Origin of the sequence: Frigidibacter oleivorans (assembly GCF_003993775.1) — a bacterium.
GTDB classification, from domain to species: domain Bacteria; phylum Pseudomonadota; class Alphaproteobacteria; order Rhodobacterales; family Rhodobacteraceae; genus Frigidibacter; species Frigidibacter oleivorans.
The window spans coordinates 179,584-199,635 of the sequence record NZ_RJRZ01000005.1; the positions used below are offsets into that span (position 1 = coordinate 179,584).

Sequence of the window (20,052 nt, forward strand, 5' to 3'; positions counted from 1 at the left end):
TTGAGGAAAGACTTGACGAAGGGGGTGTCCACATATGCTTCGCGCTGTAAAGGCGGGGGAGACGGGGTCCCCGCGCGACCTGTCGCGTGGGGTGGCGGGCCGCCGACGGAAATCAGTCGGGCGCCGCCATTGCCGGGCCGGAGCGTTTGTGGGCCGCTCGCCCTCTCAGAAGGCCAAGGCGCGGTCCTCCTGCCGATGACAGGATGTAGCCCTCCGCGCATGACTGGATCAGAGTTTCCCGATCCCGATCCCGTGCCGGCTATGGCGTCAGGGCCATGAAGCGGCCGACGTCCTCGGGGGCGACCTGCACCCGGATCCCGGCCCGAAGCGCCTCCAGTCCGAGGCTGACGAGATCGTCGTTGAAGTCCCCCAGAATGGGCGAGAGCGTGATCGCCTCGATCCCGGCCCCGTGCGCCCGGTCCACCAGGCCATCGCGCGCGCCGTTGCCTGCCGGATCGTTGTCGCGAACGATATAGAGCCTGCGCAGATGCGGCGGGAACAGGATGGCGGCGAGATGCCCGGCGGAAAGTGCCGAGACCATTGGCATCCTGGGCAATGCCTGCCGGAGCGACAGGGTGGTCTCGATGCCTTCCCCTGCGGCCATGACATCCTGCACCTCATCGAGCCGGACGGCGTGTCCGAGCAGGTCGCCCATCGCCTTCCTCGGCGGATCGAGCGGTGCCTTGCCGGAGCCGTCGCGGAGGAGCCAGGTGCGATGCGCGCCGGTGATCTTGCCATCGAGGTCGGTCGCCGCGGCGATCATGGCGGGCCATGCCTCTGTCGGCCCATCGCCCTCGGGTCGCCAGTAGCAGCTCGGATGGAAACGCAGATTTGCGGTTCCGCGTAAATCCGTAATGCCGCGTCCGCGCAAATACGTCTCCGCGAGGCTGCCGATCAATGGCCGGGTCATGTGCCAGAGGCGGCGTGCGGCTTCGGACGATCCGGATGGTGCCGGCGGTGTTCGGGACGTGCGCGGCTGTCGCTCCGGATCGGGATGCGGCAGGCTGAGGAAGCGGCGGGCTTCCTCGGCAACGTCGGCAAAATCGATGAGGCCGAGGCTTTCGCCGATCACGTCGAGCAGATCGCCATGTTCCCCGCTCTGCGCATCGGCCCATTTGCCGGCAGCGCCCTTGCCAGACTCCGGCCCGGTCAGACGGACGAACATGGAGCGGCCGGGAGTGTTCTGCACATCGCCGACCTGCCAGTAATTGCCCTGTTTGCGACCATTCGACAGATAGTGGCGGCACACCGCCTCGGCCTGTCGGCCGAGACGCTGCGCCAGTTCGGAAGCGTTGAGACGCGCCATTATGCGGCCTCCCGCTCACCAATACGCTCAACCGGGAAGCGGTCAAGCAATTTGCCGATGATCTCCGGTCCCGTTGCACCCACCGGCACGAAGAAGCGCAACTTCCAGGAGATGATCTCGCTGAAGAGGCCATAGGCCCGCAACCGGTCGCGCATTGCGTCAGTAAAGCCGGTCAGTTCGATCCGGTTGGCGCCCATGACCCGGACGCAGCGCAGTTGCAGTCCCTCAGCCAGATCAAGGATCGTGCGGCTTTCGATCAGCGCGGCATAGGCGGCATCCGGTGTCAGGCTGCTGGTAACGCCACTGGTAGAGGCATTGGCGGCCCATGCCGGCGAGACCCGGCGACCGATGATGCGCTCGCCCTCGTCGGTCTGGAGCCGATAGACGCGGGAGGATTCCTGCGGCAGGTGCTTCCAGATTGGCAAAAGCAGCCCTGTCACCATATGCAGGATGCTGTCGGTGAACTCCGGCACCTCGGCCAGTTCCGCCTTCCAGGCCACGGTGAAGGCGGAACGATCGGCCTCGATCCAGTGGGTTTCGCCCATCGCCCGAACCGGAATGTTCATCGCCTCCATGGGCCGGATCAGCCGCACGCGCCGTTCGATCTCGCCATCATCCAGCATGACGCTGGTGGTCGGGATCTGAACGGCGGCACGTCCCGATCGCTCGTTGATGAGCAATCTTGCGCGGGGATCATCCAGTTCCGCCAGGGCTGCATCGAGCGTGACCGGCTGATTGCGTTTGCGCTCAGTGAGCGCCAGGAGCCGGGTTTCCGCGCCGGTGCCCGGATGGGTGTGGATGACCTGCCGGTCGGTGACGATGAAGCTTTCGGCCTTCAGTGTTTCCAGCCCCATGTCATAGGTGCCGGATGCAATCGCCCCGTCGATCCGCGCCTGCAGAAGCTGCTCGAAGGCGGAGAACAGGATGCCCTGCAATTCGATGGTCAGCGCCAGCAGGCGGTTGAGGAAGGTGGTGATCGGCGGCAGTTCGTCCTTGATGCCGGTAGAATCCATCAGCTTCAGGCCGGTGGCCGATTCAAACCGCTCGAGCGAGCATCCCTCGACCTTGCCGCGCACTACAGCCAAATAGAGCTGGCGCAGCGCGTCGCGAGCATAGGCGGATTCAAGATTGTCCTCCGGACGGAACAGCCCCTGACCGCCGGTCTGGCGCTGGCCGCGGGTGATCGCGCCCAGCGTGTCGAGGCGGCGGGCGATGGTCGAGAGGAAGCGCTTTTCGGCTTTGACATCCGTGGCGATGGGTCGGAACAGCGGAGGCTGTGCCTGATTGGTCCGGTTGGTGCGCCCCAGCCCCTGAATGGCGGCATCGGCCTTCCAGCCTGGCTCCAGGAGGTAATGCACGCGCAGTCGCTGGTTTCGCGCTGAGAGTTCGGCGTGGTAGCTGCGGCCGGTGCCACCGGCATCAGAGAAGACCAGAATGCGCTTCTGATCATCCATGAAGGCCGAAGTCTCGGCAAGGTTGGCGGAAGGCGCTCGGTTCTCGACCGCAAGGCGGGCCGATGCCCCGTTGCCCTTGCGCACGATCCGACGCGAACGGCCTGTGACCTCCGCCACCATATCTGTGCCGAAACGCTGGACGATCTGGTCGAGCGCCCCCGGCACTGGTGGAAGCGAACCCAACTGCTCCAGCATCTCGTCGCGCCGCGCTACCGCCTCGCGGCATTCCACCGGCTGACCGTCGCGGAAGACTGGGCGTGACGACAGGTTGCCCTCGCCATCGGTAAACGGCTCATAAAGCTGCACCGGGAAGGAATGCTGCAAATACGAGCCGACGTACTCCCTCGGCGTAACATCGACGGAAATATCGTTCCATTCCTCGGTCGGGATTTCGGACAGCCGTCGTTCCATCAGGGCTTCGCCGGTCGAGACGATCTGGATGACGGCCGCATGGCCCGCTTCCAGATCGGCATCGATGGACCGGATCAGCGTCGGGGTTTTCATGGATGTTAGCAGATGGCCGAAGAAGCGCTGCTTGGTGCTCTCGAAGGCCGACCGCGCGGCGGATTTGGCCTGCCGGTTTAGCGTGCCTTCACTGCCGGTGATATTGGCGGCCTGCATTGCCGCATTGAGATTGTTGTGAATGACGGCGAAAGCTCCGGCATAGGCATCATAAATGCGCCGCTGTTCATCCGTGAGCTGATGCTCGATCAGTTCATACTCGACGCCATCATAGGAGAGTGAGCGGGCGGTATAGAGGCCGAGAGATCGCAGATCGCGGGCCAGCACTTCCATGGCCGCCACACCGCCGGCCTCAATCGCCTCGACGAACTCTGCGCGGGTCTGGAACGGAAAATCCTCACCGCCCCAGAGGCCGAGGCGCTGCGCATAGGCGAGATTGTGGACCGTGGTGGCGCCGGTCGCAGAGACATAGACCACACGGGCATCGGGCAGCGCGTGCTGAAGCCGCAGGCCCGCACGTCCCTGCTGCGAGGCGGCGACATCACCGCGTTCGCCTTTTCCGCCACCGGCATTCTGCATGGAATGGCTTTCGTCGAATATAATGGCTCCATCGAAATCGGACCCCAACCATTCGACGATCTGCTTGACGCGGGAAACCTTCTCGCCCCGGTCGTCGGAGCGTAGCGTGGCATAGGTGGTAAAAAGGATGCCTTCCGTGAGCGTGATCTTTGCGCCTTGAGGAAAGCGCGAGAGCGGCGTGACCAGCAGCCTCTCCATGCCGAGCGCCGACCAGTCGCGTTGCGCGTCCTCGATCAGCTTATCGGATTTGGAGATCCAGACCGCCTTGCGCCGCCCGCGCAGCCAGTTGTCGAGGATGATGCCGGCCGACTGGCGGCCCTTGCCGGCACCGGTGCCGTCACCGAGCATGAAGCCCCGGCGGAAACGGACAGCGCTGGCAGCATCCTCGGCGGCGGCGCTCACGTTGTCGAGATGCTCATCCACCATCCAGGCACCCGCGAGATGATCGACATGGGCTTCACCGGCATAGATCACCGTTTCAAGTTGGGCGTTGGAGAGTCGGGTACGGATGTCGGCGGGCAGCATCGGCCGGTAGGAGGGCTTCGGAGGTGCGACGGAGGCCATGGCGGCGGACTGCACCAGCTTGGTCGGGTGCGGCGCGGCGCCGGGAATGCGAAGCGATTGCAGCGCATATTCCTCATAGATGGCATCGGACAGGCGAGCGCCCTCCGGTGGCGTCCAGTCCACGGTCTCATAGGCGAGTTCGACGCCCTCGGGATCGTTGGCAGGAGCAGCGGCAGGCCGCGCCGCTGTCGCGCGGGCCAAATAGCCTCGCACGGTTTTCGGTGCGATGGTCGAAGCGGGCACGACGATCTTCGGCAATGATACCGGCGAACGCTTCGGGACATGCGCCTCGATCCAACCCATCAGCGTGGTAACATCAGGCGCGATCCCCGGAGAGCCCGGGAAGCGGGACGGATCGTCGGCGGGCAGCTTGTCGATCACCGTCAGCCGCGTGTCGATGCGGGTGCCATGTCTGGCGAAGACCGCCCCGTCGATGGCCGCAGTGAAGACCACGCGGCCGCGGTCCTGCAGGCGGATGAAGGCGTCGCGCCAGGCCGGCGCTTCCGGTCCGAAGTTTGCCCCGGTGATCGTGACCAGCCGTCCGCCGGGAGTAAGGCGAGCCAACGCCGAGGCGACATGGCGCCAGGCTGCATCCGCCATCCGTCCCTCGACATTGGCCATGACCGAGAATGGCGGATTCATCAGCACGACGGACGGCACAGCATCCGGGGCCAGATGATCGTCGATCTGGGCGGCGTCGAACCGGGTGACGGGAAAGGCCGGAAAAAGGGAAGAGAGAAGATCGGCGCGGGTCTCGGCGAGTTCGTTGAGGATCAGCGAACCGCCGACGCTCTGGGCGAGGATCGCCATAAGGCCGGTGCCCGCCGAAGGTTCCAGCACCACGTCATCAGGCCTGATCGCGGCCGCCGTCAGGGCGGCAAGGCCGAGAGGCAGAGGCGTCGAAAACTGCTGGAAGCTTTGGCTTTCCTCGGAGCGGCGGGTCTGCGTGGGCAGCAACCCCGCGATCTTCGCCAGAGGATCGAGCCGGGAAACCGGAGAACCGGCATTGCGGAACAGCGCCTTTCCGTACTTGCGCAGGAACAGAACCGTGGCGACCTCGCAGGCCTCATAGGCGAGCTTCCAGTCCCAGGCGCCGCTGGCGTCGGATGCACCGAAAGCGGTTTCCATCGCACCGCGCAGGATCGCAGCATCGACGCGCTGACCCCGTTCGAGATGGGGAAGGATGAGATTGGCGGCAGCCAGAATCGCGGGCGCGGCCGCCAGCGGCGTGACCGGATCGGTCACGGGAGACGAGATGTTCATGTCGGGGATCCTCGGAGAGCGGGAGGGACAAGCCCGGACAGCGCTCTCTCTCTCAACCGCCGGGACTCAACCCGTCCCGGCCCCTCTCTGACTCTGGAAGCGGTGATATAAAAAAGTGCCCCGACCGGATGGTGGGGCGCTTGTCAGGATCAGCCGAAGCGGCGTCCGGCCTCAGTGAAGGTATAGTCGTTGGCGATGATGGTCTCATCGACGACTTCATCCGAGGACAAATAGTCGTATTCGCGCTCGAGCTGACGGTAGAGCCAGCGGGCGAGATCGCGCAGCGCCTCAATCATGATGTCCTCGGCATCGGCGGTCATGCCCTGATACGACGGGCTGTCGCGCTCGACCGAGATCCCCATGCAATATTCGTGACAATAATGGCCGCGATGGCCGGCCTCTGCGCGAAGCTGGTAGAAATTGCGCCGCTGGATCGCCTGAAGGGCGTCGGCGATGCGGTGAAGCGCGGTGTCCTGGGGGGCGTATTCCCTGATCCGGCGCGGAGCGTGTTTCTGGTAGGAATACCACGATTCAAAGCAGGCACCGTCCCCCTGAGAGGAAAAGCCCCGGAACCAGATGCAGGGTTCCTGCCGTGTGCCACCGCCCATCAACCGGACGGTGCGGGTCTTGAGGTTCAGCCCGAGGATTTCGGCGACGCGCTGGAAATCCTCATAGACGGCATCGTACCAGTCATCGTCGAAGCCACCTTCGCGATACCAGGCGCGGGCTTTGTCCCTGGCTGCATCGGAAAGTTCTTCGAGGTGATAGACAGTGATCTCGATAACCTCACTCATAGGGATTGCCTCCCTCCAGAACGATGGAAAGCCAACCATCGGTATTGATCCAGTCCACCGTCTCGCCGGTAGCGAGATCAAGGACGTGCGCCCCGCCGCCGAACCCGTCCACACGCGGCTTCGAGCAGGTATTGGCGTATTGCATCCCCCAAAGGCCGGTCAGCCCGAACTCCTTCGCGCAGCGTTTGACGAATTGGATGACATGCTCAGGATCGCCGGTGCCATCATCGCGCATCCAGAGCTGGGTTCCGCCATGCTCGGGTTGAATGGAAAGCAGAAACCCGTCCGAAGGCGGATCCCCAGCGGCATTCTCATCCGAGAGCGCATTGTAGAGATCGAGCGCGCGGGCGGCCTGCTCGGGGGTGCCCACATCGAGCAAGCAGGAGAAATGGGTGAAATAGTCGGCCATGATGGTCTCCGGGCATGACATGGCCCGGCGCGGAACCGAGCCAAATGGGATGGAAAGGGTGAAACTCAGGCGGCCTGCGGCAGGCGGAGCAGATCGGCCGCGATCTCGCGCCAGAAGGGATCGACCAACCGTGCCTCCAGCGCAGCGGCGCGGTAACGCAGCCGTCTCGCATCACCTGGCTCGGAGGCTCGGAATGCCATGCCGCGCAGTCGGCTGGCCTTGGTCACGATCCTGCGTGCCTCGGCATCGGATGCGACCGGCTGTTGCCAGAGGATAATGCCGCCGCGGATTGTGCCGGCGAGGACCAGGCGCTGATCGCGGTCCTGAATGAGCATGATGCGCGGCTGGAAATACGGAAAGCTATTCGGCCCCGTGCAAATATCACCGCGCGACACGCGCAAGGCTGCGGCCTCGATGGCCTCCTCCGGTGACGGGCATTCCCCAAGCGGGATCACGCGATCAAAGCTATTCGCCGCGTCACTGGCGTCATAGCTGGCGACGCCGAGGCAAGAGATGCGCAGCGGCAGCTTTTGCGACCGAAAAAGCGCGGGCAGAACATCGGCCGCCAGACTCTGGCCGATGGAGCGGAAGGTTTCGGAACGGGCAAAGGTCATCGGGATCACTCCATGACGGGCGCCGGTGAGCCTCTCTCTCCGGCCCTCAACCCGTCACGGCCGAAAGGCCCGCACTCTTCCTCTCTGACCGGGCTTGTTCCCAGTTCCGCTGCCGACGATGGGGATCATCGCAAGGCTGAAGGCCCGAAGCGCGGGCTACCGCGCTCGGGCCGTCGGGGATGAGGCGCTTTCGCGCTTTACTCCCATGGATCCAGTTCCAGCTTCACCATGTCCTCATCGCCGTCAAACTCGTCGGCGGGCATGGCGCCGTGGGTTCCGTCCCCGGCCTGGAACACGACGATCACGACCATCAGAGTGGTGGCGAGGGTGGCGGCGAAAGCGGTGGCATCTGCATAGGACATCGGGATTGGCTCCTGTCTCTGGAGGCGGGGGACCATCCCCCGCGCGACAGGCGCCCGACGTGTCTGACCGGATCTGCACTCACCCTCGGGCGTTCGGACTAGCTCCGAATCCCCGAGGGCGGCACGCGCGCGTAAGCCGACCCCTCCGGGGTTGAATGTCAAAGAGACGGATCAGACCAAGGTTAGCGAATGGAAGCGGGGTGGTGTCTTGCATCCGACAGGCGCCGGATACCCCCTTGCAGATGCTTCGCCCTGCCAGCCTTGCCGGCACGCCGGCATCAGAAGCGTGTTCCAGGCGGGGGACGGAATCCAATACCGAACATGATGAGCGGCACCGTGGTGAAGCTGGAACTGGAGCCATGGAGGCCGATGACAGGACGACGGTGGCGAATATCGTCAGACGTGAACGTGCCTTCAGCCCCAGAGCCCATCGGCGATCTCGCGGGCGATCATGGCGCGCGCTTTCATCATCACCTCATCGCCGGAGGTGCCGATATGACCGTAGAACCGGACATGACCTCCGTTCGCTGTCCAATCGGCGTAACGGCAATAGGCGCGGGCTTCGAGACGGAAGGCGCGCATGTCATCCGCCCAATGCGGTTTCGGCTCCACGACCACTGTGATGCCGTCGCGGGTTTCCTCCCAGGGCAGCGTGCGTTCGGATGGCGGACTGGCGAGGTTCTCACGGAATATCCGGTCGATATCGATCGTTGCGGGCATCGGGTTACTCCAAAGAAAAAGCCCGGTCACGGGGACCGGCAAGTTGCGGAAACGGAAAGCGGGATCAGTAGCCGAAGCGCCAGGACGGCCATGCCTGTCCGTCATTGGCGTCGGTGACGGCCTTGGCAAGCAGGTCGCCGTCACCTTCGATCAGCGTGGGATCGCGGATCGGGGTTTCGTCGATGACGACAACATCGGCGACGATGCCGTCCTCGACCTCGACATGCACAGGGACGAGATAGGAAAAGACGATGCGCCGAGTGGACGTGTCGCGTTTGAAAGTCATGGGGACGTCCTGAAGCTGAGGAAAGAACTGCGGGGCGATCGGGACCGCCCCGCGTGAGGATCATTCCGCGGCGACCATGCTCTGCGGGTCTTCGTCCCCGGCGGCTTCGTCCTCTTCGCCGTCTCCGGCGAGGAACTCGGGCAGATCGTTGGCCTCCGCGTCGATTCCGGCATCCGCATCGACCACGGCATCGGGATCGACCAGGCGCAGCGGCTCCGGAAGCCAGCCGGTTTCGGCGAGCAGCCGCTCGGCCTCCTTGGCCATGTCGCTCTTCTTCATATGGTCGATGAGCTGGGCGGCCCGCTCGCCTGCGCCCTCGCGCACTGCCTCGATGATCCGCGGCTTGGTCACGCGACCGAGATAGTTGCCGACGGTCGGCCGCCACCCCACGGCCACCATGTCGAGGCCCGTCGCCTGCGCCAGCCGGTCAGCCTGCGACAGGCGAATGTCGAGCCCGTGCTGGCTGACGCCCGTGCCGCTGTAAGGGTTGGGCTTTTCATAGAGCGCGTTGACGCCGAAACTGATGCAATGGGCGAGCAAGTCCATGCGGGTGTCGTCGTCCTGATCGACCAGCCAGTCCCAGAGTGCCGCATCGTCGGCCGGGATATGATCGCCCCAGCGTTCGTGGCGGTCGGCGATGGCGCGCGCCGAGACGCTTTCGCCGAGGTCGTCGGCCTGTGCCGGGAAGTGAACCTCCCGGACATGGGCCTCCAGGCACCCCCTTGTTGAGTGCGGCAGGAAGCAATCGGTGACCAGCCGATGCAGCAGCGCCGTCATGGCGACATGCGGGTTCGCCGCCACGGCATCGCGGAGCGCCAGCGTGCGATGCGCGGTCAGCTCGCTGACGAGGCGATCGGGCAGAGGCCGGATGGTCTCGACCTCATCGTCCTCCTCGGGTTCGGTTGCCGTGCCACCCACCATGATGACAGCGCGCTGTACACCACCGGACTCGCCGCCCTCTGGAGAACAACCATCGACCCCCTGCCCTACCTGACCTTCCATCGCCTCGTCGTCGGCACGGACATAACCGCGCTCGACGGCAAGCTGGCCGTCATGGCGGATGCTGACGAAGACACCGGCACGGGCCATCTGGGCCGCGTCGTAGACCATCGGCCGGGCCTCGAAGGCCTCCAGCGCCTCCTCGATCTCGCCGAGGCGCGCATCGACCTCGTCGGGGAACTCGTCGGCCTCGGCATATTCCGCCTCCAGCGCGTCGAACTCGTCGCGGAGCTTCTCGCGCTCGGCACGCTCCTCGTCAGTCAGGTCGATGGTGGTGCCGGCCAGACGGCGCAAGCCGCTGGTATGGCCATAGGGGAAATCCACCGCGACCTCGATCCACTTCCAGCCCTCGGCGGCGATGGTCTCCGCTTCGGCCTTCAGCTTCTCGGCCGCCAGCCGGTCGAGCAGCACCGGATCCTGGAGCCAGCCGCCATCGTCCTGCTGGAAGAGATCGCGCAGCACATAGCCGCCCGCCGCCTCGTAAGCCTCGATGCCGACGAAGAGCACCCGCTTGTCGGAAGCGCGCACCGTGGTCTCCGTCAGCATGCGACGGATGGTATAGGGCTCCTTCTGCCAGCTATCCTTGATCGCCTCCCAGACCTGTTCCTGCCGGGCATGGTCGTCGGAGACGGTGAAGGCCATGAGCTGTTCCAGTGTCATGCCGTCCTCGGCATAGGTCTCGAGCAGCGACGGCGAGACCGAGACCAGGCGCAGACGCTGCTTCACCACCTTGGCGTCGACAAAAAAGGCGGCGGCGATCTCCTCTTCGCTCATGCCCTTCTCACGAAGGACCTGGAAGGCGCGGAACTGGTCGAGCGGATGCAGCGGCGCACGCTCGATATTCTCGGCCAGCGACACCTCGTCGATCAGGATATCGTCTCCGGCCTCCGAAACGACACAGGGCACCGGCGCGGTCTTGTTGAGGCGCTTCTGTTTGACCAACAGTTCCAGCGCACGGTAGCGGCGGCCGCCAGCCGGCACCTCGAAGAGGCCGGTCTCCTTGCCCTCCGCGTCGAGCTCGGGGCGGACATGCAGGGACTGGATCAGCCCCCGGCGGGCGATGGACTCGGCCAGTTCCTCGACCGAGATCCCGGCTTTCACCCGCCGGACGTTGGACTGGCTGAGCACCAGCTTGTTGAAGGGGATGTCGCGCGAGGACGACAGGGTGATTTTCTGCGTGGCAGTGGCCATGTCAGGGTCTCCATGACGGACGCCGGGGAGCCTCTCTCTCCGGCAACCAGCCCGTCACGAAACCCCCACCCACCTTTCCCTCTTATGGGCCGGCGTAACGCGCGGCCCCATCAGAGCTCGCCGCGGGCGCGCAGGCTGGTCTCCCGGCCAGCACCGGTGATGATGTGGTCGTGCAGTATCACCCCCAGGCACGCAGAGGCGTTTCGGATTTCCTTGGTCATCGCGAGGTCGGCCGCCGAGGGCTCGGGATCGCCGGCCGGATGATTGTGGACGATGATCAGCGCCGAGGCATTGAGCGCCAGGCAGCGCCGCAGCACCTCCCGGGGATAGACCGGGACGTGATCGATGGTGCCGATGGCGAGGCACTCGTCTGAGATCAGCCGATTCCTCCGGTCGAGATAGAGGGCATGGAAGCGCTCCACATCGCCCCTGATGGTGAGGGCACAATAATCGAGCACCGATTGCCAGGACGACAGGACAGGGTTTTGATTGAGGTGGCGCAGCAGGATCTGCCGGGCCTCGTAGACCACGGCTTGCTCTTGGGCGGAGAACCGCAGCGGCTGCGGTTCGATGGCGGGTGTTCTCGTGTTTCGTGTCATGGTGCTGTTCTCCGACGGGCAGCCGGCCGGGCGCCGAACTTTCACCGCGTCACGAGGAGAAGCGCCGCCCTCTTCCTTCGAAGAGCGCGGCGTGGAAGCTGCAGAACCCCTCAGGAACGGGGGGACTCCGTGTCGAGGCGTGTCCCGCCTGGCAGGCGGCCCGAGCGATAAAGCAAGCGCTCGGCATCGCGAATGCTGCCGGTTTCGCGGGCGGTCTCGGCCCAGACCGAGATCGGGAAGTCCCCCGTGAATAGCAGATCCCGCTCGATGCCCATGCCGAAGGGCAGCCGAATGGAACGCAGTTCGTTGAGGCTCCATGAGCCAAGTTCGGGGTAGCCGATGTCGGCCAGGCCAAACATGATGTCGCCGTCCTCATCGAGCGCGGTCGCGAGCCAGACACCGGCGCCAAAGGGATTGAAGAACTTCACGACCGGGATGTGATCCTGATCGCGATCGCGGCCATTCGCCAGCAAACGGTTACGTTGTGTGCCGGTCAGGAGGATCATGCCGCAGCCCTCCCTGCCGTCGAAGTTTGCCGATCAACATCGGTGCTGTCGTCGGGCAGATGAGCCAGCAGCCAATCGGCCGCCTTGCTGGCCTGCGAGGCTGCACGCACGATGGCGCGAGAATCTTCGCGCATCACCTCCAGCCAGGAGCCGATATAATCGGCGTGGCGCACGGTCGGCATGATCCCGAGCGAGGCGCAACAAAACGCGCTCGAAATCTCGGCGATCAGTTCCTCGAAGGCATATTTTTTCGTGCCGAAACCGCCCGAGAAATCCCGCCCCAACCGTGAGGCATGTCCTGTCGCGTGCCCCATCTCGTGCAGGGCGGTCCGGTGCCAGTTGATCGGCTCGAAATAGGCCTGCGGAGGTGGCACCTGAACATGATCGAGCGCGGGGACATAGAAGGCGCGGTTGCCGCCGATCCGGAAGTCGATACCAGTCGCGGCGATCAGTTCCTCGACCCGCGGCTCGATCAGCCCGGGCGGCGGTGGCGGTGCCTCGACGGCGATGTCGTCGGGTAAACCCTCGCATTGCGCCGCGTTGAACACGGTAAAGCGCTTCAGGAACGGGATGCTGTTGGCGTCTTCCCCGGCCTCCCGGGCGCGGCGCTTCTCGTCTTCAGGCGTGAAACGATCAGCATAGACGACGGTCGTGCCCCGCTCGCCCTTGCGGACATTGCCTCCGAGTGACAGCGCCTGGCGGAAGGTCAGCCAGTGCTGCGTTGGATAGCCCTGCTGGATGACCGCGCCCCAGAGGATCAGGACATTGATCCCGGAATATTGCCGACCCGTGCTGGCGTTGCGCGGCATGGCGAGCGGCGCCTGCACCGCCGCCGTCCCCCAGGGCTGGACCCAGGGCAGCCGGCCGTCCTCCAGCTCGGCGATGATCTTGTCGGTGATGTCGTCATAAAAGTTGGTGCGCGGGCCGCTTTTGCGGGCCGCGTGATGCTCACTAGTCATCGGGATGATCTCCGCGACGGGCGCCGGAGGCCTCTCCTCCAGCCCTCAACCCGTCACGGAAAAACCCGCCCGCACTTTCACTCTCAGGGGGCGTTGCGGGGCAGGCTGTGCAGAAACTCGCTCTGATGTCGCTGGGCTTGGATCTCGCCCGCTAGCGGTGGCGCGGCGCGACTCGATTCAGCTTCGTGCTAACTCGGGTTTGACAGAGTGAGCCCGATAGTTTTTCGAAACCGCCTTACGTCACCAAGCCAAGGGCAACTCCGCCCACGGCCGCCAACAATACGACAACCCATGGCGGAGCTTTCCAGGCGATCAGCGCCACGAAACAAATCAAGGCCAGGGCGAAGTCCGGCATGCTGCCGATCGCGCTGGTGAAGACCGGCGTATAGAGGGCCGCTCCGAGAATGCCGACGACCGCAGCATTGGCGCCCTGCATGGCCGACTGCGCCCATGTCGTGCGGCGCAACTGATCCCAGAAGGGCAGCGCCCCGATCAGGATCAGGAAGCCCGGCAGGAAAAGTGCGGCAAGAGCGATTGCGGCACCGGCTACGCCGTTCGGCTGCGGTCCCATGACCGCCCCGAGCCAGGCCGCGAAGGTGAACAGTGGCCCCGGCACTGCCTGCGCCGCGCCATAGCCCGCGAGAAAGGCGTCATCCGACACCCATCCCGGCGTGACGGTTTCGGCCTGCAAAAGCGGCAGCACCACATGCCCGCCGCCGAAAACCAACGAGCCGGCGCGGTAGAAGCTATCGGCCAGCGCCCATCCCTGCGCCTGTCCGGCGAGGAGCGGGAGACCGATCAGCAAGGCAGCGAACAGCGCAAAGGCCGTCAGTCCGGCTGTCCGTGAAACCGGGACCGGCAGATGGTCGCCGACCGCGACCTGTCCCTTGCTGAGAACCAGCCCGGCGATTGCGCCAAGTAGTATGGCGGCCATCATTCCAATGGCGCCCGGCGCCCAGGCAAGCAGAAGCACGGCGACGACCGCGATCGTAGCGCGCTCCTTATCGGGGCAGAGGTTTTTCGCCATGCCCCACACAGCTTGCGCCACAATGGCGACGGCCACGATCTTCAGACCATGCAGGACACCGAGCGCAAGCGGGCTTTCCAGCCGCGTAGCCGTCATGGCGAGCGCGAGAAGGACCAGAGCCGATGGCAGCGTGAAGGCGAGGAAAGCGGCAAGCGCGCCGAGCCATCCCGCTCGCGTCAAACCAAGCGCAAAGCCAACCTGGCTTGAGGCCGGACCGGGCAGGAACTGGCATAGCGCCACCAGATCGGCATAGGCGCTTTCGCTCAGCCATTTTCGCCGCGTCACCAGCTCGTCCCGGAAATAGCCCAGATGCGCGATCGGTCCACCGAATGAGGTGAGTCCCAGCTTCAGGAACGCGCTGAATACTTCGGAGACGCTTCCTTGCGACTGTTGCGGGCTATCATCCATTCATGAGACCTTGTTGGTTTGGGCATTCTTGCGAGCGATGACGTGTGATCGGCGCGGAATTGATTCTCAGGTTGCAGCCGTCAGATTGACCCGCTGCATGAGGGCCTCGCCGCTCTCCTTGCGTTCGGAATAGCGGTCGGTGAGGTAGGTAGAGACGTTGCGTGTCAGCAACGTGAACTTCACCAGTTCCTCCATCACATCGACCACTCGATCATAATATGACGATGGTCTCATCCGGCCAGCTTCATCGAACTCCTGAAAGGCTTTGGCCACGGAGGACTGATTGGGGATCGTGACCATCCGCATCCAGCGGCCGAGCACACGCATCTGGTTGACGGCATTGAAGCTCTGCGAGCCGCCGGAGACCTGCATGACGGCGAGTGTCCGGCCCTGCGTCGGCCTTACCGCGCCGACCGAGAGGGGAATCCAGTCGATCTGCGCCTTCATGACCGCGCTCACCGCGCCATGCCGTTCGGGGCTGGTCCAGACCTGACCTTCCGACCAGAGCGAGAGTTCACGCAGTTCCTGAACCTTGGGATGTTTGATGTCAGCCCCATCGGGCAGCGGAAGGCCGTGCGGATCGAAAATGCGTGTTTCCGCCCCGAAATGTTTCAGCAGACGCTCGGCTTCGAATGTCAGGAAGCGACTGTAAGATCGCTCCCGGAGCGAGCCGTAAAGCAGCAGGATACGCGGTGGATGGGTCGAGGGCGTTGCTGCGCGCAGCCGGTCAATGCCGGGAATATCAGCGCAACCGGCATCAAGATTGGGAAGCTCGTCCGGCATCAGCGATGCGCCTCCGCCAGTCTGGAGACTTTGCCGCCGCGTTCATACCAGCCTTTGGAGCGGTTCACGATCCAGACGACCGAGAGCATCACCGGCACCTCGATCAGCACGCCGACAACCGTGGCGAGCGCCGCACCCGAATGAAAGCCGAACAGGCTGATGGCGGCGGCGACCGCCAGTTCGAAGAAGTTCGATGCGCCGATCAGCGCCGAGGGACCGGCAACGCAATGCTGTTCGCCGGCCAATCGGTTCAGCAGATAGGCAAGGCCGGAGTTGAAATAGACCTGAATCAGGATCGGCACGGCCAGCAGACCGATGATTGCCGGCTGCGCGATGATCTGCTCGCCCTGAAACCCGAACAGGAGAACGAGTGTCGCCAGCAGCGCAACGAGAGACGCCGGACCGAGCTTTGCAAGAAGCCTGTCAAGCGCGGTCTGCCCGCCGCTCGCCAGAAGCCGGCGACGAATGATCTGTGCGATGATGACGGGAATGACGATGTAGAGCACGACCGAAAGCACCAGCGTGCCCCATGGCACGGTGATGGCTGACAGGCCCAGCAGCAGGCCGACGATGGGCGCGAAGGCAACGACCATGATGGCGTCGTTGAGCGCGACCTGGCTCAACGTGAAATGCGGCTCGCCCTTGGTCAGGTTCGACCAGACGAACACCATGGCCGTGCAAGGTGCTGCGGCAAGAATGATGAGGCCGGCAATATAGCTGTCGATCTGGTCCGCCGGCAGATATGGCCGGAACAGCCAGCCGATGAACAACCAGCCCAGCAGCGCCATCGAGAAGGGCTTTACGGCCCAGTTGATGAACAGCGTCACGCCGATACCGCGCCAGTGGTGCCCGACCTCGCCCAATGCTGCGAAGTCGATCTTGAGCAGCATGGGGATGACCATCAGCCAGATCAGCACGGCAACCGGCAGGTTGACGCTGGCGATCTCTGCCGCACCGATGGCGTGGAACACACCGGGCAGAAAATGGCCGAGTGCGATACCGACGACAATGCACAGGGCGACCCAGAGGGTCAGGTAGCGTTCGAAGGTAGACATAGGATCCCCTCAGGCCGTTGCGACGCGCCGGCCGTGTTCATCGATCACGCGCTCGCCGTCTTCCTTGACGAACGCGCCGTGCTGCGGCGGCAGGAGGTCGAGCACATCCTCGGACGGTCGGCAAAGCCGAACGCCCTTCGGGCTGACGACGATGGGCCGGTTGATCAGGATGGGATGGGCCATCATCGCATCAAGCAACTCCTCGTCGCTCAGTGCCGTGGTGCCCAGACCAAGCTCTGCATAGGGCGTGCCCTTCTCGCGCAGCAGGGCGCGGACGGGGATACTCATGCGCGCGATGAGCTGGGTGAGCATGTCCCGAGACGGCGGTGTCTTGAGATACTCGATGACATGTGGCTCGACGCCTGCATTGCGGATCATCGCCAGCGTATTGCGCGAGGTGCCGCAATCGGGATTGTGATAGATGATGACGTCCATGGCCTGCCTCACGCTGCACTGTTGCGAGGAGACGAAGCGCCATTGGATTGGCCGATCTCGGTCAGCTTCGTGCGCAGTGACGCCTTGTCGAGACTGGCCATCGGCAGGGCCGTGAAGGCCGAGATGCGGTTCTTCATGTAGCGGAAGGCCGCAACGAAGGCGGCTTCCTTCTGGATATCCGGTCCATCGACGGCCGCCGGATCTTCGATACCCCAATGGGCGGTCATGGGCTGGCCGGGCCAGACCGGGCAGGCTTCGCCAGTGGCGTTGTCGCAGACGGTAAAGACGAAATCCATGACAGGCGCGTCGGGGTCGGCGAACTCTTCCCAGCTCTTCGAGCGGAAACCTTCAAAGGGATAGTCGAAGCTCTTCAGGACTTTCAGCGCGAAGGGATTGACCGTCCCCTTGGGCTGCGACCCAGCAGAGAAGGCGCGAAAACGACCTTCGCCATCCTTGTTTAGGATGCTCTCCGCGAGGATCGAGCGCGCCGAGTTGCCGATGCATAGGAACAGAACATTGTAGATGCGGTCAGTCATGGGCGGCCTCTTTGGTGGCGAGGGTTTGCGGCGGGCAGCAAGGGGAAAAGTCGGCGATCAGCGGCGCGCAGATCTCGGGTCGACCGCCGCAGCAATCCTTGACGAGAAAGCTGGCGAGCGCCCGCACGGCGTCGAGCCTTGCCCGATAGATGATAGACCGACTGTGCCGCTCCGCCTCGATCAGGCCGGCGCGCGTCAGCGTCGCCAGATGTGTGGACATGGTATTGTGGGGGACATCTAATTTGCGGGCGACCTCGCCTGCGGGCAACCCATCCGGCTCATGCTCCATCAGGAGACGGAACACGTCGAGGCGGGTCGGTTGCGCGAGCGCGGCGAAAGCGAGGATGGCGTCATCTGATTCCATATGTCGAGACTAATCGACATATGGGCGGGAGTCTAGGTGGCAATGGTCCGTAGTTTCCGCCTCGTCGGGTAAACGTGATAATCGCGTGACGGCGGGGGGTCACTGAAGCTCGGCTGCGACAGGCAAGCTGGCTGTCACCCGAACAACAGCCTTACCCCTGAGGCAAAAAGGATTACAGCCAGAATAATGCGCAGCCATAGTTCGGGCAGGTAACGGCTGCCGATGAAGGCCCCGAGCGAGCCGCCAACAGCGACGTCGATCAGCCAGGCCGGTAGCGCACTCGGAATCTGATCCCACCAGGCATAGGCTCCGAGCAGCGCGGCCGCCGAGTTCATCAGGTTATAGACGGCGGTTGTCGCGGCAGTCTGGCGTGCTGTTCCCCAGTTCATCGCGAGGATCACCGGCGCAAGAAATACACCCCCTCCGGTCCCTGTCGTGCCGGATATGAAGCCGATGATCGCACCCGTGGCCAGCGCCGGTATGAACGGCGGATCGGTTGGCAGGTCCGCAGATACTCCAGATCTACGAAGGGCCGTCCTCGCCATCTGAGCGGCCGACAGGACGAGAACCACCCCAACGACCGGGTAATAGATATCCGCTGGTAGCTGGACAGCGCCGCCGAGCAGAGAGAATGGGAAGCCAAGGATCGCAAAAGGCCACACGCTTCGCCATGACAGCCTTCCAGCCTTCAGGAACATGGCTGTCCCAATTGCCGCCACTAGAAGATTGAGGGCGAGCGCAGTCGTCTTCATCGCTAGCGGCGCAAAGCCGAGCAGCGCCATGATCGCGATGTAGCCGGATGCCCCGGCCTGACCGACCGACGCATAGATCAGCGCGATGAGGAAGATGGCTACCGCGAGCCAGAGCGCATCCAATTCCACCTTGCCTGAACCTCATCATAGTCCGCACCCCGAGCGTGCGACAGCGTGGGCGTTCCCCGAAGCCTCCTTGTCTATCACCAGACTGGTGCGAGCAATATGTTCTGAAGCTTGCCACAGTAGAAATCGCCCGTATTGCCAAGCATTTACTGGGGTTATTCGCCCGCCAATGCTATACTCCATTACTTGCTGGACGGGGGCAAAATGGGACGTTTTATTGAGGGATATGATCGCAGCCAGCCGTTACTGCTGAGGTGGTCCCCATTTCCCGGACAGATTTGCGGCGCTGCTAAGCTTGCCTGTTGATCATGCTGCCGCCTGAAGGTCAGGGCCTTGATGGGCCTCGACCGGTGTTCTGCCGCCGAGTGCCGAATGCGGGCGCTCGGTGTTGTAGAAGTCGATCCACCTGCCGATGCCTGCTCGGGCTTCTGACCCGGTCTCGAAGGCCTGGAGGTAGACGCATTCGTATTTCAGGGACCGCCATAGACGTTCGATCATGACATTATCCATCCAGCGCCCCCGACCGTCCATCGAGACCTTCACCGCCGCATCCAGCAAGAGCTGTGTGAACCGGGGGCTGGTGAACTGGCTGCCTTGGTCCGTATTGAAGATCTCGGGCCGCCCATGCCGGCGGAAAGCTTCCTCCAGCGCCTCGATGCAGAATTCTGTGTCCATTGTGTTCGATAGTCGCCAGGACAGCACCCGGCGCGTCGCCCAGTCCATGATCGCGACGAGGTAGAGAAAGCCGCGTCGCATCGGAATGTAGGTGATGTCCGCGCACCAAACATGGTCCGGGCGCTCGATCACCAGATCCCTGAGCAGATAGGGATACTTGCGGTGCTCCGGATGGGGCACCGTCGTGCGAGGTCGCTGATAGACCGCGCGCAAACCCATCCTCGCCATCAGCCGTCGGACACGCTTGCGCCCGACGCAGTAGCCTTGGTTGCGCAAGTGCCGCGCCATCTGGCGGCTGCCGTAGAACGGCGTCTCCATGAATTGCGCATCGATCAGCTTCATGAGCGCGAGGTTCAGCGGGCTTTCTGCCTTGGCCGGACCATACCATGCGGACCGGCTGATCCCGATCAACGCGCATTGCCGCGTGATCGACAGCACCGGATGCCTCGGCTCGATCATCTCTCGCCTCCGCGACACGCTCACCGGCCGGAGGCTTTCGCTAAAAAATCCCGCTCCACCACGAGCTGACCGATCTTCGCGTGCAGCTTCTCGATCTCGCCCTCCTTCTCGGCCGACTTCGCCTCGGCCTTGCCGGAGAAGATCCCGGACATGCCCTCGAGTGCCTGGCGCTTCCAAGTGCTGATCAGGGTCTGATGCACGCCATGCTTCGCCACCAGCTCGGCGACCGTCAGATCGCCACGGATGGCCTCAAGGGCCACCTTCGCCTTGAACTCCGCGCCGTAGTTCTTTCTTTTGCCAGCCACGCTGTTCGTCCTCGTCATCGTTGGTGGCAAGCTTAGCAAGATGTCCGGTTTCCGGGGACC

At 63.9% G+C, this 20,052-nt stretch carries 20 protein-coding genes; all 20 read right to left on the reverse strand.

Annotated features, from left to right (window positions below; all coding sequences use genetic code 11):
• Positions 1-259 precede the first annotated feature (259 nt).
• The gene (locus EEY80_RS09355) at positions 260-1,306 is read right to left on the reverse strand and encodes a DUF7146 domain-containing protein (protein WP_126976294.1); all 1,047 of its coding nucleotides are present in this window, start codon (positions 1,304-1,306) and stop codon (positions 260-262) included.
• Positions 1,306-5,628 carry a strawberry notch family protein gene (locus EEY80_RS09360; protein WP_126976295.1) on the reverse strand — a complete coding sequence of 1,441 codons (4,323 nt, stop codon included), beginning with the start codon at positions 5,626-5,628 and terminating at the stop codon, positions 1,306-1,308. Before EEY80_RS09360 ends, EEY80_RS09355 begins: the two co-directional genes overlap by 1 nt.
• 149 nt (positions 5,629-5,777) lie before the next feature.
• On the reverse strand, positions 5,778-6,422 hold the full coding sequence (locus EEY80_RS09365; RefSeq protein WP_126976296.1) for an antitoxin of toxin-antitoxin stability system: 645 nt from the start codon (positions 6,420-6,422) through the stop codon (positions 5,778-5,780).
• Positions 6,415-6,831, reverse strand: coding sequence for a hypothetical protein (locus EEY80_RS09370; protein WP_078527682.1), 417 nt, complete (start codon positions 6,829-6,831; stop codon positions 6,415-6,417). The genes EEY80_RS09365 and EEY80_RS09370 overlap by 8 nt, the downstream gene beginning before the upstream one ends.
• Positions 6,832-6,896: 65 nt before the next feature.
• Positions 6,897-7,445: a hypothetical protein gene (locus tag EEY80_RS09375; RefSeq protein WP_078527684.1), complete on the reverse strand. Its 549-nt coding sequence runs from the start codon at positions 7,443-7,445 to the stop codon at positions 6,897-6,899.
• Between the two features lie 197 nt (positions 7,446-7,642).
• Positions 7,643-7,807 carry a hypothetical protein gene (locus tag EEY80_RS09380; protein ID WP_164738211.1) on the reverse strand — a complete coding sequence of 55 codons (165 nt, stop codon included), beginning with the start codon at positions 7,805-7,807 and terminating at the stop codon, positions 7,643-7,645.
• A gap of 414 nt (positions 7,808-8,221) precedes the next feature.
• Positions 8,222-8,527, reverse strand: a complete 306-nt coding sequence (locus EEY80_RS09385; protein WP_126976299.1) for a hypothetical protein — start codon at positions 8,525-8,527, stop codon at positions 8,222-8,224.
• A 64-nt stretch (positions 8,528-8,591) separates the two neighbouring features.
• Complete coding sequence (locus EEY80_RS09390; RefSeq protein ID WP_126976300.1) at positions 8,592-8,813, reverse strand: hypothetical protein; 222 nt, start codon at positions 8,811-8,813, stop codon at positions 8,592-8,594.
• A gap of 60 nt (positions 8,814-8,873) precedes the next feature.
• Positions 8,874-11,003 carry a ParB/RepB/Spo0J family partition protein gene (locus EEY80_RS09395; RefSeq protein WP_126976301.1) on the reverse strand — a complete coding sequence of 710 codons (2,130 nt, stop codon included), beginning with the start codon at positions 11,001-11,003 and terminating at the stop codon, positions 8,874-8,876.
• Between the two features lie 110 nt (positions 11,004-11,113).
• Positions 11,114-11,602: a RadC family protein gene (gene radC / locus EEY80_RS09400; protein ID WP_126976302.1), complete on the reverse strand. Its 489-nt coding sequence runs from the start codon at positions 11,600-11,602 to the stop codon at positions 11,114-11,116.
• A 110-nt stretch (positions 11,603-11,712) separates the two neighbouring features.
• Positions 11,713-12,108 carry a DUF2958 domain-containing protein gene (locus EEY80_RS09405; protein ID WP_126976303.1) on the reverse strand — a complete coding sequence of 132 codons (396 nt, stop codon included), beginning with the start codon at positions 12,106-12,108 and terminating at the stop codon, positions 11,713-11,715.
• Positions 12,105-13,067, reverse strand: coding sequence for an ArdC family protein (locus EEY80_RS09410; protein ID WP_126976304.1), 963 nt, complete (start codon positions 13,065-13,067; stop codon positions 12,105-12,107). The genes EEY80_RS09405 and EEY80_RS09410 overlap by 4 nt, the downstream gene beginning before the upstream one ends.
• Before the next feature lie 235 nt (positions 13,068-13,302).
• The gene (chrA, locus tag EEY80_RS09415) at positions 13,303-14,502 is read right to left on the reverse strand and encodes a chromate efflux transporter (RefSeq protein ID WP_126976305.1); all 1,200 of its coding nucleotides are present in this window, start codon (positions 14,500-14,502) and stop codon (positions 13,303-13,305) included.
• Positions 14,503-14,568: 66 nt separating this feature from the next.
• Entirely contained in the window at positions 14,569-15,285 is a 717-nt protein-coding gene (arsH, locus tag EEY80_RS09420) for an arsenical resistance protein ArsH (RefSeq protein WP_126976306.1), read from the reverse strand.
• Positions 15,285-16,340, reverse strand: coding sequence for an ACR3 family arsenite efflux transporter (gene arsB / locus EEY80_RS09425; RefSeq protein WP_126976307.1), 1,056 nt, complete (start codon positions 16,338-16,340; stop codon positions 15,285-15,287). The genes arsH and arsB overlap by 1 nt, the downstream gene beginning before the upstream one ends.
• Positions 16,341-16,349: 9 nt before the next feature.
• Positions 16,350-16,775 carry an arsenate reductase (glutaredoxin) gene (arsC, locus tag EEY80_RS09430; protein ID WP_126976308.1) on the reverse strand — a complete coding sequence of 142 codons (426 nt, stop codon included), beginning with the start codon at positions 16,773-16,775 and terminating at the stop codon, positions 16,350-16,352.
• A gap of 8 nt (positions 16,776-16,783) precedes the next feature.
• Complete coding sequence (locus EEY80_RS09435) at positions 16,784-17,311, reverse strand: arsenate reductase ArsC (protein WP_126976309.1); 528 nt, start codon at positions 17,309-17,311, stop codon at positions 16,784-16,786.
• Positions 17,304-17,675: an ArsR/SmtB family transcription factor gene (locus EEY80_RS09440; RefSeq protein ID WP_126976310.1), complete on the reverse strand. Its 372-nt coding sequence runs from the start codon at positions 17,673-17,675 to the stop codon at positions 17,304-17,306. The genes EEY80_RS09435 and EEY80_RS09440 overlap by 8 nt, the downstream gene beginning before the upstream one ends.
• 134 nt (positions 17,676-17,809) lie before the next feature.
• On the reverse strand, positions 17,810-18,556 hold the full coding sequence (locus EEY80_RS09445) for a sulfite exporter TauE/SafE family protein (RefSeq protein ID WP_126976311.1): 747 nt from the start codon (positions 18,554-18,556) through the stop codon (positions 17,810-17,812).
• A gap of 303 nt (positions 18,557-18,859) precedes the next feature.
• Positions 18,860-20,010, reverse strand: a protein-coding gene (locus tag EEY80_RS09450; protein ID WP_407920728.1) for an IS3 family transposase whose coding sequence is annotated in 2 segments (ribosomal slippage) — positions 18,860-19,737 and positions 19,737-20,010 — 1,152 coding nt in all. Because the reading frame shifts where the segments join, the coding sequence is not laid out codon by codon here.
• Positions 20,011-20,052: the final 42 nt, after the last annotated feature.